Source organism: Acinetobacter shaoyimingii (genome assembly GCF_011578045.1).
Classification (GTDB): domain Bacteria; phylum Pseudomonadota; class Gammaproteobacteria; order Pseudomonadales; family Moraxellaceae; genus Acinetobacter; species Acinetobacter shaoyimingii.
Genome location: NZ_CP049801.1, coordinates 1,848,639 through 1,861,029, shown reverse-complemented (window position 1 = coordinate 1,861,029; position 12,391 = coordinate 1,848,639). Strand labels below are relative to the sequence as shown.

Below are 12,391 nucleotides of genomic sequence, written 5' to 3'. Positions count from 1 at the left end.
CTTTATTAAACAGTGTGTTACTTTGCAATTTTTTTTTTAATTTCCAACGAGTAAAGAGTTCAATGATTAACGATACTGGTGTCGTAATAAACAATAATAATTGAAAGATGCTACCAAGCATTAAGATGAACAATGGCTCTACTAAATTGATAATGTTGGCTTTGGTCAAGGCTATGCCTTTTTCATTGATTATGATGATCAAAATAGCCATCAGTGATGCAGAGCATATAATGACTATAAACGCACGTAAGCTATAGAGTTTAATAAACTTAAGAATATGAAAGAGTAGATTTGAACAAATAAAGACTAAGAGGATAAAAGGCAAGACATTGTACATGATGACATGACGATGCAAAAAATCATAAGAATATGTAAATCCAATAATGAGTTGAATATTTAGAAGACACCAACCGAGAAGTGTTAAGTTTTTCATTTTGATATTTTGGAATTATTATTGTTCATTGATATAGATTAGAGTAATTCAACACATAAATCTATGAGATCAAAGATTGCAGTAAAGAATAGGCATTGATTCAAACGCCATACTTGCTAAAATGCACATCGCTTCTTTAAGCTGTCTGTTTCATGTTGTGTTCAAATGATAAGCCCCCATGAACATTAGACAGTGCTATCTCCAAGGATTTTTTAATGCTCGATATTTATTTAACAGATGTTCAGAAAAACGTTCAATTCAAAGACTATCCAGGTGAGCATCCTGTTAAATTTATTCTCAATTTCAAAAAGATTTTCCCAAGTGTCATGGAACTGTTATTGCCAGTACTTCCAAAAGATGAAAACTTAGAGGACATGACATGGGAATCAACCTCTAAAGACTTTGAAACCTTTAAATTGCTTCTTACGGGTTGGGGCATCATTGAACTCCGACTCAACGCCATTACCCAATACAAAGACCGTAACTTTGCCGATCAATTGGTGAAAAATGCACAACAAAAACGTGCAAGCTATGCCAAAGCACAGCCAAAGCTTACAACAGTGGAGCTGGATTACTTATTCATGCACGAAACGCATGCATTGATTGATGCTGAACTGGTGGAGCTCGGTGAAAAGTTCTATCTACCAACATTGCGTGATCTTTGGAAAAATAATGTATCGAACAATGTTTTGATGGCAAAGTTTTAAAACTGACAAGTCGAAACAGAATCATTCAATCCTCCTGATCTAGGGGGATTTTTTCATTCTGATGATATGTTTTGATAAATAAATGCAAAGCAAATCCAGATAAAATGTTTATGATCAATTCACTACATCGCGTTTGGCTTAATTTCTGCATATTTTATTTGCAAAAATAGCCAAATACGATGAAAACCCTCATGTGAAGAAGATTGAAAAATCTTCAGTTGTTTAATTTAACTAATGAATATTCACATGAAGTATTGTATTTCCCCGAGTATATATTCAAGGATTTCCAAGAATGTCGAATCAGTTTTTAGATTTAATTAATAAACGCCGTACCATCTACGCCATTGGTAAAAATGTAGAACACACACCAGAATACCTCACTGATTTGATTCAAAATGCAATCAAACAAAGCCCATCGTCATTTAACTCGCAATCTTCACGTGCGGTGATTCTATTTAATGCAGAACATGAAAAGTTTTGGGGCTTTGTCAAAGAAAAATTAAAATCTTATGCAACAGATGAAGCAGCAGCGGCAAAAACAGCTGCGAAAATGGATAGCTTTGCCGCAGGCGTAGGCACAGTATTATTCTTCGAAGACCAAGACGTGATTCAAGGCTTACAAGACAAATTTGCACTCTATGCAGAAAACTTCCCAATCTGGTCTGAACATTCAACTGCAATCGCACAATTTGCAGTGTGGTCAGCTTTACATGCAGATGGCGTTGGTGCATCGCTACAACATTATAATCCAGTGGTTGATGCAGAAGTTCACGCAGAATGGAATGTGCCTGAAAACTGGAAGCTACGTGCGCAAATCGTGTTTGGTTCAATTGAAGGTGAACCTGCGCCAAAATCATATATCGATGATGCTGAACGTTTTAAAGTGTTTAAATAAAAAAACCATTTAAATACGTTTAAAGCCATATTAATAAAAAATCCCATGCCAGTTGAAATGACCTCATGGGATTTTTTATAGCACTATTATTTTGTTTATCTTTTTAGCTTACCTTTTTGCTTATCTTTGTTTTCATCGGATCATGCAATTTATGCTGCTTTCAGTTGGTTCTTTATCGATGCCTTTCTACCATGTAAAAAGAAATAGACGATCATCGATAAAGCTGCGCCAATGGCACTAAAAAAATATAACTGTGAATAACCAATATAGTTTAAGGCGATTCCAATAAAATAAGGACCAAAGCCTAAGCCTGCATCAAGGAAAATAAAGAAAGTCGAAGTGGCAAAGCCCATGCGTTCAATACTGGCACTTTTCACCGCAACTGTTTGGCAAACAGATTGAATATTGCCATAGCCTAGACCGAGTAGACCTGCACTAAGTAACAGCATCCAAGGACTATGCGCCTGACTCAGTAAAAATAAGCCAAGTGCCATAATCACAAAGGCAGGATACATAATGATATTTTCACCTTTACGATCGAGCAGTGGTCCAGTAAAAGGACGAGAAATCATAATCGCTAAGGCATACATCAAGAAAAACATAGATGCAGTTTGGACCAAGTTAATTTCTTTGGCATAGAAACTAATAAACGATAAAACACCTGAATAGCAAATCGATGCAATCAGCATGATAAAAGAAATGGGTAAAGCTTTCACTTCAATAAATTGTGAAATCCAACTCGGCTTTTGAACATTTACAGCTGTTTCCAATTTATTTTCAGCAGATTGAATTTTTGGAACTCCAATATTAAGCCCGACTATCACACAACTTAAGGCAATAACACTCGAAAAAATGAAAATTGCTTGATAGCCCAAATGCAGCATCATCCAGATGGCTAGAAATGGTCCAATTGCCGTGCCGACAGTACTACTTAAACTGTAATAACCAATACCTTCACCACGCCGTGTGGCAGGAATAATCTGTGCAATGATGGTTCCTAAAACCGTTGAGGCAATGCCCATCATAAAACCATGCATAAAACGCACAATCAGCAGCATAGAAATATCCAGTTTGATAAAATACAAACCAGAAAACAGTAAAAAACCAATGAGACCAGTAATCAAGGTCATTCGATGTCCAAAGCGCTCTAAAAACTTACCGACCAGAAAACGTCCAACGAGTGTACCAATGATAAATAGACCAGATACCAGTCCTGCTTGCGCTGTAGTTGCCCCGAGTTCAGCAACAGAGTAACCAACAATCACAATCACCAAAAGATAGAACGTCAAAACCAGTTGGAAGTTGATTGCACTGACCAAAATGAAGTTTTTTGTCCAGAGTGGTTGTTTGTTTTCGCTCATGATTGTGCTCCAACAGATGTATTTTCTAAAATCCTCATTAACTCGGTTAAAGTCTGTAATGACACGTCTAAATCATGGGTATTTATATCTTGCAATAACCCTAATTCGTAGTCATCAATCGTAGCTGAACATTGTTGATACAGTTGCAAACCTTCAGTATTTAATCTCAACATTTTTTGGCGTTTGTCTTCAGTATGCACATGTTCAATTACATTTAATTGTTCAAGTACCTGAATCCGTTTGGTAATAGAAGGTTTTGAAACATTTAAATATTGGGCAAGTTCAATGGAGGTACATTCGGTTTTTTCATTTAGCACATAAATCACTTGCCACAATGAATAATTGATTTGAAATGGACTGAGCACATGATTCAGCTCATCACTCAACAGGCGAGCACAACGGAGCAGTGCAGTTCGATATTTGATTTTGGATGACATAATAGTTAACTAGGGTAACTAAATTATCGTTACTATACGCCGAGCTTGTTTTTTATTCAATCGTTGAGATTTGTAACTTTTCAGGCGATTTATAGTGCATGGCTTTCAAAAAAAAACCAATGGGCTATAGTGATTAAAGGATGAGCAAAATTTAATGTCTCAAGTTGTTCTATCCATGTATTTTTAATCCTAAAACAGCTGATATAAGCGAATGAATTGAAGAGCATCCAATCAGTCGTATGTCTTAACTGTATAAGTGGGAAGTCGAGAAAATATTTTGTTCAGAATAAGCGGGTTAATGCTGGCTTTTGCAACAATCCTTTTACAGCTTTCGGTTTTCTTACAGCCATTATTACCAAAGCACTATCAGATTGAGTCTGTTTGTCAGAAAGTGACTCACGAATTACGGGTTTTAACAGCTCATCAACATCTAGAGCCAAATGCTATTTATCAGTATGAAATAACCAAACAGAGTGATCACGAACATCAGGCTTTAAATCATCAGTGTCAATATTGTGTTCTGTATGGAAATCTGGTTGTCACACCTGAAATTGGCATTAAGGAAGTACAGGTTAGAATCAAAGTTCGAATGATGGCTTTTGCAAAAAATGCGCAAAATATCTATTTCGCCTTACAACGACTCTATCTTTTACCTCAAGGCCGAGCCCCGCCATTTCAATAGTTCTAATGTTTTCTATCAATTTGATTCGCTCAAATATGACTAAAATTTTATAACGAGAATTCAAATGACAATTCAAATGGTAATGTATTTAAACCTATTGAAATGGCGTGATTTACAAGCGTCACCATGTTTTTGCATTAAAGCTTTCGCTCAGCAAAAGACAAGCCACTTATTAGATGTAATAAAAAAGCGATTTGAAATCCATTGGAGGCAGATATGAGTCTTGGATTTACAGCACTTGAATTGGCACGTATACAATTCGCCTTTACGGTCTCTTTCCATATTATTTTTCCTGCCATTTCGATTGGTTTGGCCAGTTTTCTAGCAGTTTTAGAGTGGCGATGGCTCAAGACCAAAGATCCAATTTATCAAGATTTATTTAAATTTTGGGTGAAGATATTTGCTATAGCCTTTGGTATGGGTGTGGTCTCTGGTGTGGTGATGAGTTATCAGTTCGGAACCAATTGGAGTGAGTTTTCACGTGTGGCAGGAAGTGTCACTGGACCATTACTGACGTATGAGGTTTTAAGTGCCTTTTTCTTAGAGGCTGGTTTCCTTGGCATTATGTTATTTGGTTGGGGGCGTGTTGGACCGAGAGCACACTTCTTTGCAACCTGTATGGTGGCGATCGGGACATGTATATCGATGTTTTGGATTTTGTCCTCAAACAGTTGGATGCAGACACCTCAAGGGTTTTTAATTGAAAATGGCATTATTGTGCCACAAGACTGGTTTGCCATTGTTTTCAACCCTTCATTTCCATATCGATTGATGCATATGGCTGCGGCCGCATTTTTAGTTTCTGCGCTTTTGGTCGCTGCAACTTCAGCTTGGCATTTACTCAAAGGACGTCGTGATGCATTGGTCAAAACATCATTCTCCATGGCGCTTTGGATGCTTTTGGTACTCGCACCATTACAAATGTTTATTGGTGACTTGCATGGTTTAAATACCTTAAAACATCAACCTGCCAAACTTGCTGCGATTGAGGGACATTGGGAAACCAATCATGATGAAGGTATGCCGCTTTATTTATTTGGTATTCCAGATATGCAAGCAGAAGAAACCAAATATGCCATTGGTATTCCCAATCTGGGCAGTTTAATTATGACCCACACACTCGATGGCAAAGTCTTAGGACTCAAAGAGTTTGCACCTGAAGATCGACCGAACTCACTTATTGTGTTCTGGAGTTTTAGAATCATGGTGGGATTAGGCGTTCTAATGATTCTGCTCGCTTTATTTGCTTTATTTCAGCGTAAAGATGGCAAACTTTTTGAGAATAAGTGGCTACAACGTTTTGCTGTACTCATGGGACCAGCTGGATTTATTGCACTTTTAGCGGGTTGGTTTACCACAGAAGTCGGTCGTCAGCCTTGGGTGGTTTATGGCGTGATGAGGACTAAGGATGCGTTATCACCTGTATCTGCTGAGCAAGTAGGATTCACGCTGATTATTTTTGTGGTGGTTTATTGTGTGGTCTTTGGTGTGGGGATTTATTACATGTTGAAACTGATGCATCTAGGTCCACAATTCATACATTCATCGGTCAATGATACTCATGACGATGCAACTGTGATTCAGGCATCTAAACGCCCACTTAGCACGTTTACAGAAGATGCAGAAGATCCTGAGCAGAAGGAGCCTAAACAATGATTGATTTATCTCTGATTTGGGTTGTTATTATCGCCGTTGGTGTATTTATCTATGTTGTTTTAGATGGTTTCGATTTAGGGATTGGTATTTTATTTCCATTGTTTAAACAACAGCAAGAACGCGATGTGCTGATGAACACCGTTGCACCTGTCTGGGATGGCAATGAAACTTGGATGGTCTTAGGTGGAGCCGCTTTATATGCAGCATTTCCAATGGTCTATGCGACCGTTTTGTCTGCTTTGTATTTGCCAATTATTTTAATGGTGATTGCGCTTATTTTCCGAGGTGTGGCTTTCGAATTTAGATTTAAAGCCAGTGATCGTAGTCGGCATTTTTGGGATAAAGCATTTATTTCAGGCTCGGTATTGGCAAGTTTTTTACAGGGGGTGATTCTAGGTGCTTATATTCAGGGAATTAAAGTTGAAAATCATGTTTATGTAGGTGGAGGTTTTGACTGGTTGACGCCCTTTAGTCTGTTTACAGGTTTTGCCGTGATTATTTTATATGCGGCATTAGGTTGTGGTTGGTTAATTTTCAAAACGGATCATGATCTACAAGATAGAATGTATCAACTCATGCCGAAACTCATCATCATCTTATTTCTGACTTTTGCTGCAGTAAGTTTATACACACCATTACAACATCCTGAAATCGCAGAAAGATGGTTTAGTCAGCCACACATTTTTTATTTTAGTCCTGTACCTATTTTAGTGGTGCTATTTACCTTCTTGGTACTCAGAGCATGTAAAAAACGTGATGAATTAAGTCCATTTATCTGGTCATTGGCTTTGGTATTTTTAGCTTATACAGGTTTTATGATCAGTTTATGGCCTTATATTATTCCGCCATCGGTGACTATTTGGGAAGCTGCAGCACCTGAAAGCAGTCAGCTGTTTGCTCTCATTGGTGCACTTATTTTGATTCCTATTATCTTGATTTATACAGGTCTATCGTACTGGGTGTTTAGAGATAAAGTCAGAATGGGTGACGAAGGATATCACTAAAGGAGAGATGATAGATGAAACTATCTCAAGCTCAATGGTTCATATTGCTGTGGCTTGCTGGATTTATGGCGCTCGCTGTTATCGCAGGTTTTTTTAGATGGCTTATACAAATCGCTTATTAAGTATATAAAAAGAGGCTCATAAGAGCCTCTTTTACAAATAGCCTAAGTAAAGATTCAATTATAAATCTGCTTAAACTGATTTACTCATCGTGCAACGCAGCTTCTGCAGCTCTTTCAGCCGCAGCAACTGCTTCGTCATCACTGACTTCATTTGATTCAACTTGAAGTTCAGATTCAGCATCCTCAGGCAAAGTTTCATCAACTTGTAAATTCTGAATATCTTCTTCACTTAACCCTAAATCTTCATAGTTAAGCTCACTTTGACCCAGTGTAGTTAAGTCACTTGGTGCATTTCTATACTTTTGCACAGCAACAATCGCAACGCCGTACGCAAAAATCACAATCACTAAGAAGATGGCGTAAATAACCCCAAGATATTTTTCAGCTTGTTCCGTAGGACGGGCAGGGCCATAGTTATTGGCACCTGCCGGTCCTTTAAAACAATACACATAGATCGAGAAACCAATGTTCACCAGCGGAACAAACATCAACAGAGCAAGCCATCCAGATTTATTGAGGTCATGTAATCTACGTATAGTGATATTAATCAACAACACAAAGAAGGCAATGATGACAATGACAAATAAAAATACAGCCAAATAGCCTAAGCCACTTGAAAATAAATTTTCGATGCCAAAACCTGCACCAGAGCTAAATAATGCGAGTGCACCAACACCAAGCACAAGAAATAGCGTAGCACTATAAATGATCGATATGATAAATGTCCAAGCCAAATAAGATAATCGACTGAATCGACCCTTATGAGACAATGGGTTATCTTGAACATTTTTCGTTTCTAAATAAGACATGTATATACCTTAAGTTATTGTATTTATAAAGTTAAATTTATTTGAAGCAGGCATATCATAATGCAAATAAATAAAAAATCCTACTCATCAAAATAGCCTAAGCAAAAATTTTAGAAATTTCTTTCACCAAAAACCGATGTCTTAAATTTTCTTTCATATTTAAATGCCAATAAATTCCAAGACTAATCTTTGGTAATTCAATAGGTGATTCATAAATTTTTAGTGCATCGGATATATTTAAATTATTCAAAATACTTTGAGGAATCGTCAAAATACTGTTTGGAATCTGTTCTAAAATTTGAAGTGCAGTTGAGTAGTGTTGGCATCGCAACAGAATTTCACGAGAAAGTTGTTTTTGATTTAAGTAAATATCCTCAAGTAATAAACCTGTACGACGAGAAGAAACACCTAAATGCATGGCAGATAAATAGATCTCTGTATTCATCTCATGCATGTGTGAGCACACCACAAACTGATCTTCAAATAAACGTTGAAATTGAATTTTCTCACCAAAATTTTGTTCAAGATCAAAAGCAAAATCAATTTGTTGAACTGCTAGATCAGAAGCTAAAGTTTTACGATCCAACCGTATACTTATAAACTGGATACCTATATTCAGCGATTGAAAATGTTGAACCAATTTGGGAAAAATAATCGGCTCAATTTCATCATGTACAGCAATTTTTAAATGTTGAATTTGCTGTGGGTCAAAACTATTTTTTTGCTGACTGATGTTTTGTATCGCAATCAACGCATGTTTTACAGCAGGATAGATTTGCTCAGCAAAAGGTGTGGCACGCATTTTACTGCCAGAACGCACAAACAGATCATCATTTAAAAGCTGTCTCAAACGTTGTAAGGCATGACTGGCAGCAGATTGAGTGATGAACAAAATTTGTGCAGCTTTAGAAATGCTATTTTGTTCATAGATTGCGATAAACAAAGGATATAAGTTGATATCGATACGATGAAAAAGTGCAAGATCCATTGGAACATGTTGAGATTTTTTAGTATGCATAGTATTCATGATGTTCTATGGTTTTAAATCATTTTATTCATATTAGTTTTCGCACTAAGGTGTTGTAAAGCACATGGACAATAATATTTAAGGATTAAAAGCATGTTTGAACTGTCGCCACGCGCTCAAGAATACGTGTCTAAAACTAAAGCATTTATTCAAAATGAAATTGAACCCATTGAACAAGCGTTCTGGAATCAAGTCCACGATTTAAATCAAGGTGCGGATTGGACCAAATGGCAATGGCCAGCACAACTTGAAACATTAAAAAACAAAGCCAAACAAGCCAATCTTTGGAATATGTTTTTACCCGATCCAGTCCTAGGACAAGGATTGTCAGTACAAGAATATGCACATATTGCTGAACTTTCAGGTCGCAGTCTTCTAGCACCGATAGTTTTTAACTGTAATGCACCAGACAGTGGCAATATGGAAGTGCTTTGGCGTTATGGTTCTGAACAGCAAAAAAAGCAATGGTTATTGCCACTTTTAGATGGAAAAATTCGTTCGGTCTTTTGTATGACCGAACCTGAAGTTGCTTCCAGTGATGCAACCAATATGCAAGCCACTGCGGTTGTTGAAGGCAATGAAATTGTATTGAACGGACGTAAGTGGTGGTCTTCAGGTTTGGGAGATCCGAATGCCAAAATTATTATTTTTATGGCACACACGCCAAATGAAAATAAAGACCGCCATCATCAACACTCTATGGTCTTGGTTCCTGTAGATACTGCAGGAGTCAACATTGAAAGAATGCTCCCTGTTTTTGGTGATTATGATGCTCCACATGGACACGGCGAAATCAGTTTTAATGATGTACGTTTACCCATTGATCACTTTATAGGTGGTGCTGGTCAAGGCTTTGAAATTGCACAAGGTCGTTTAGGTCCAGGTCGTATTCATCATTGTATGCGGTGTATTGGTGCTGCAGAAAAATCATTAGAGATGATGATTGACCGTGGTATGTCTAGACAAGCTTTTGGCAAAGAAATCTTAAAACTGGGTGGAAATTTGGAACGTGTGGCAGAGGCGCGTGTCGCCATTGATCAAGCACGCCTTTTGACCTTGTATGCTGCTTATAAAATGGATACTTTAGGAAATATGGCAGCATTAACCGAAATCTCAGCCATTAAAGTGGTTGCACCGAATGTTTTACAGCAAGTTGTCGATATGGCTATTCAAATTCATGGTGGTGCAGGACTTTCACGTGATACTCCATTGACTGGTTTTTTTGCTCAAGCCAGGGCACTTCGTTTAGCCGATGGTCCTGATGAAGTACATAAAGGTATGATTGCTAAACTTGAATTGGCAAAACGTGGTTATAGTTCTCGGCGTAAATAATGTAATGTGTGCTATGTATACATATTGAACTCATATTAGATAATTTTAAGTGATTTAGATTGAATAAAGGAAAACAACATGTCAGTGATTGATATGGGGGGTCAAGTTCGAGAGGGTGAAGAGCTGGATGTCCGAGCAGTAGGAAATTGGTTGGTTGAAAATGGATGCGAAATTGAGGGTCCTGTAGAAGTCACTCAATATTCTGGCGGAGCATCCAACTGGACGTATCGTTTAAAGTATTTAAATGATGACTTAATTTTAAGACGACCTCCCAAAGGCACAAAAGCCAAATCTGCACATGACATGGCACGTGAGTTTCAGGTGCAAAATTATTTAGCAGAGTTTTATCCTGTTGTTCCTGAAATGGTCGCACTTTGTCAGGATGAATCTGTCATTGGTTGTGATTTTTATGTGATGAAGCGCATTGAAGGCATTATTCCGCGTGCAAAACTTCCACCAGAGTTAAAATTTGGTGAAGCAGAAGTCCGTGAGCTTTGTATCAATGTTTTAGATAAATTGATTGAACTTCATCAGATTCCCTATGAAGGAACCAAATTAGAAAAAATAGGAAAGGGTGACGGATATTGTCGTCGTCAGGTTGAAGGTTGGGACAGTCGCTATGAAAAAGCCCATACCATGAACGTGCCATCATTTAAATTTGTGCGTCATTGGTTATTAGACAATATTCCTGAAGATTCTAAAACCTGTGTAATTCACAATGATTGGCGTTTTGACAATATTATTTTAGATCCGAACAATCCAACGCAAGTGATTGGTGTTTTGGATTGGGAAATGGCAACTTTGGGTGATCCACTTATGGATTTAGGTTCCGCCTTGGCGTATTGGGTGGAAGATACTGATAATCAAATTTTTAAATCAACACGGCGTCAACCAACGCATTTAAAAGGCATGTTTAGTCGTAAAGAAGTAGTTGAATATTATTTAAAGAAAACAGGACTTCAAACAGATAATTGGACCTTCTATGAAGTGTTTGGTATTTTCCGCTTAGCAGTGATTGCACAGCAAATTTATTATCGGTATTACCACAAGCAAACCACCAATCCTGCATTTAAAGATTTCTGGATTGTGATTCACGCTTTACATATTCGTGCTTTAAAATTGATTGGATTGCATAAGCTAGAAGCCAATGAGTTAGCTCAAAAATATATCGCTAAATTTAAGGAGTTGATGCCAAAATGACGACCATTTACCTAGTCCGACATGGTCAGGCATCTTTTGGTGCAGAAAGTTATGACAAACTTTCATCTAACGGAGAATTACAAGCCAAACTCTTGGGGCAATACTTCGATAAAATTTTAAAAGAAGCACCCTATGTTGTTGCAGGTTCCATGCAACGTCATCAGCAAACTGCCAAATTAGCACTTGCCGAATGTTTTCCTGAATGTGAATTGCTCACCAACGATGCTTGGAATGAATTTAATCATCAACAAGTCTTTGAACAATATGATGAGCGCTTTAAAGCGCCGCATTTGTTAAAACAAGAAGTGTCTAAGTATGAAAGCCCACGGGCATATTTGGCTGAAATTTTTGAAGGTGCGATGCAACGTTGGACTGGGGGTGAATTTCATCATGAATATGAAGAATCTTGGCCACAGTTTAAAGCGCGTGTAGAAAATGCTTTAACTGATTTATGTGAAATTTTAGCTCAAACCAAACCTCGTTATGCTGTGGTGTTTACCTCAGGCGGGGTGATTTCGGTATTGGCAGGAAAGTTACTGGAACTTAGCGTCAATCGCACCTTTGCTTTAAATTGGGCAATCACCAATACCAGTCTTACCACTTTACGTTTGGTAGGTACAGAACCACAATTATTGAGTTTAAATGAACATCATTTTATAAAAGCTGAGCGTCCAGATTTATTGACATGGCTTTAATGCTCATAACATCAATTTAAACCACATAGAT

General features: G+C 37.6%; 13 protein-coding genes. 9 read left to right on the top strand and 4 right to left on the bottom strand.

What is annotated here, in order from left to right; translation table 11 throughout:
• The first annotated feature begins 648 nt into the window (after window positions 1-648).
• Together G8E00_RS08290 and G8E00_RS08285 are read left to right on the top strand one after the other, a co-directional pair.
• Entirely contained in the window at window positions 649-1,140 is a 492-nt protein-coding gene (locus G8E00_RS08290) for a hypothetical protein (protein ID WP_166223631.1), read from the top strand.
• Between the two features lie 292 nt (window positions 1,141-1,432).
• Complete coding sequence (locus tag G8E00_RS08285) at window positions 1,433-2,035, top strand: nitroreductase family protein (protein WP_166223628.1); 603 nt, start codon at window positions 1,433-1,435, stop codon at window positions 2,033-2,035.
• A 149-nt stretch (window positions 2,036-2,184) separates the two neighbouring features.
• Here the strand turns inward: G8E00_RS08285 and G8E00_RS08280 are convergent, their stop codons facing one another.
• Both G8E00_RS08280 and G8E00_RS08275 read right to left on the bottom strand, forming a co-directional pair.
• A complete protein-coding gene (locus G8E00_RS08280) occupies window positions 2,185-3,396 on the bottom strand; it encodes an MFS transporter (protein ID WP_166223626.1) in 1,212 nt (403 codons plus the stop codon).
• Complete coding sequence (locus G8E00_RS08275) at window positions 3,393-3,833, bottom strand: MarR family winged helix-turn-helix transcriptional regulator (RefSeq protein WP_166223623.1); 441 nt, start codon at window positions 3,831-3,833, stop codon at window positions 3,393-3,395. Before G8E00_RS08275 ends, G8E00_RS08280 begins: the two co-directional genes overlap by 4 nt.
• 298 nt (window positions 3,834-4,131) lie before the next feature.
• Here G8E00_RS08275 and G8E00_RS08270 point away from each other — a divergent pair, with 298 nt between their 5' ends.
• From G8E00_RS08270 to G8E00_RS08255, 4 genes are all read left to right on the top strand, one after another.
• On the top strand, window positions 4,132-4,515 hold the full coding sequence (locus G8E00_RS08270) for a DUF2946 domain-containing protein (RefSeq protein WP_166009927.1): 384 nt from the start codon (window positions 4,132-4,134) through the stop codon (window positions 4,513-4,515).
• Window positions 4,516-4,731: 216 nt separating this feature from the next.
• On the top strand, window positions 4,732-6,171 hold the full coding sequence (locus tag G8E00_RS08265; protein ID WP_166223620.1) for a cytochrome ubiquinol oxidase subunit I: 1,440 nt from the start codon (window positions 4,732-4,734) through the stop codon (window positions 6,169-6,171).
• Window positions 6,168-7,175, top strand: a complete 1,008-nt coding sequence (gene cydB, locus G8E00_RS08260; RefSeq protein WP_166009931.1) for a cytochrome d ubiquinol oxidase subunit II — start codon at window positions 6,168-6,170, stop codon at window positions 7,173-7,175. Before G8E00_RS08265 ends, cydB begins: the two co-directional genes overlap by 4 nt.
• 14 nt (window positions 7,176-7,189) lie before the next feature.
• Window positions 7,190-7,297: a DUF2474 domain-containing protein gene (locus G8E00_RS08255; protein ID WP_166009933.1), complete on the top strand. Its 108-nt coding sequence runs from the start codon at window positions 7,190-7,192 to the stop codon at window positions 7,295-7,297.
• Window positions 7,298-7,377: 80 nt separating this feature from the next.
• On the opposite strand, the gene G8E00_RS08250 is transcribed toward G8E00_RS08255, so the two are convergent.
• The gene (locus G8E00_RS08250) at window positions 7,378-8,106 is read right to left on the bottom strand and encodes a DUF805 domain-containing protein (RefSeq protein ID WP_166223617.1); all 729 of its coding nucleotides are present in this window, start codon (window positions 8,104-8,106) and stop codon (window positions 7,378-7,380) included.
• 97 nt (window positions 8,107-8,203) lie between these two features.
• Window positions 8,204-9,133, bottom strand: coding sequence for a LysR family transcriptional regulator (locus G8E00_RS08245; RefSeq protein WP_166223614.1), 930 nt, complete (start codon window positions 9,131-9,133; stop codon window positions 8,204-8,206).
• A gap of 93 nt (window positions 9,134-9,226) precedes the next feature.
• On the opposite strand from G8E00_RS08245, the gene G8E00_RS08240 reads away from it, so the two are divergent.
• The 3 genes from G8E00_RS08240 (at window position 9,227) to G8E00_RS08230 (ending at window position 12,360) form a co-directional block, all read left to right on the top strand.
• Entirely contained in the window at window positions 9,227-10,465 is a 1,239-nt protein-coding gene (locus G8E00_RS08240) for an acyl-CoA dehydrogenase family protein (protein ID WP_166223611.1), read from the top strand.
• Window positions 10,466-10,543: 78 nt separating this feature from the next.
• On the top strand, window positions 10,544-11,665 hold the full coding sequence (locus G8E00_RS08235) for a phosphotransferase family protein (RefSeq protein WP_166223608.1): 1,122 nt from the start codon (window positions 10,544-10,546) through the stop codon (window positions 11,663-11,665).
• Entirely contained in the window at window positions 11,662-12,360 is a 699-nt protein-coding gene (locus G8E00_RS08230) for a histidine phosphatase family protein (RefSeq protein ID WP_166223605.1), read from the top strand. The genes G8E00_RS08235 and G8E00_RS08230 overlap by 4 nt, the downstream gene beginning before the upstream one ends.
• Window positions 12,361-12,391: the final 31 nt, after the last annotated feature.

What these genes read in the sequence shown, in the direction of transcription:
- G8E00_RS08275 (WP_166223623.1), bottom strand. Translation starts at nt 3,833, where the DNA reads ATGTCATCCAAAATCAAATATCGAACTGCACTGCTCCGTTGTGCTCGC.
- G8E00_RS08270 (WP_166009927.1), top strand. Translation starts at nt 4,132, where the DNA reads ATGCTGGCTTTTGCAACAATCCTTTTACAGCTTTCGGTTTTCTTACAG.
- cydB (WP_166009931.1), top strand. Translation starts at nt 6,168, where the DNA reads ATGATTGATTTATCTCTGATTTGGGTTGTTATTATCGCCGTTGGTGTA.
- G8E00_RS08250 (WP_166223617.1), bottom strand. Translation starts at nt 8,106, where the DNA reads ATGTCTTATTTAGAAACGAAAAATGTTCAAGATAACCCATTGTCTCAT.
- G8E00_RS08290 (WP_166223631.1), top strand. Translation starts at nt 649, where the DNA reads ATGCTCGATATTTATTTAACAGATGTTCAGAAAAACGTTCAATTCAAA.
- G8E00_RS08265 (WP_166223620.1), top strand. Translation starts at nt 4,732, where the DNA reads ATGAGTCTTGGATTTACAGCACTTGAATTGGCACGTATACAATTCGCC.
- G8E00_RS08235 (WP_166223608.1), top strand. Translation starts at nt 10,544, where the DNA reads ATGTCAGTGATTGATATGGGGGGTCAAGTTCGAGAGGGTGAAGAGCTG.
- G8E00_RS08240 (WP_166223611.1), top strand. Translation starts at nt 9,227, where the DNA reads ATGTTTGAACTGTCGCCACGCGCTCAAGAATACGTGTCTAAAACTAAA.
- G8E00_RS08245 (WP_166223614.1), bottom strand. Translation starts at nt 9,133, where the DNA reads ATGAATACTATGCATACTAAAAAATCTCAACATGTTCCAATGGATCTT.
- G8E00_RS08255 (WP_166009933.1), top strand. Translation starts at nt 7,190, where the DNA reads ATGAAACTATCTCAAGCTCAATGGTTCATATTGCTGTGGCTTGCTGGA.
- G8E00_RS08285 (WP_166223628.1), top strand. Translation starts at nt 1,433, where the DNA reads ATGTCGAATCAGTTTTTAGATTTAATTAATAAACGCCGTACCATCTAC.
- G8E00_RS08280 (WP_166223626.1), bottom strand. Translation starts at nt 3,396, where the DNA reads ATGAGCGAAAACAAACAACCACTCTGGACAAAAAACTTCATTTTGGTC.
- G8E00_RS08230 (WP_166223605.1), top strand. Translation starts at nt 11,662, where the DNA reads ATGACGACCATTTACCTAGTCCGACATGGTCAGGCATCTTTTGGTGCA.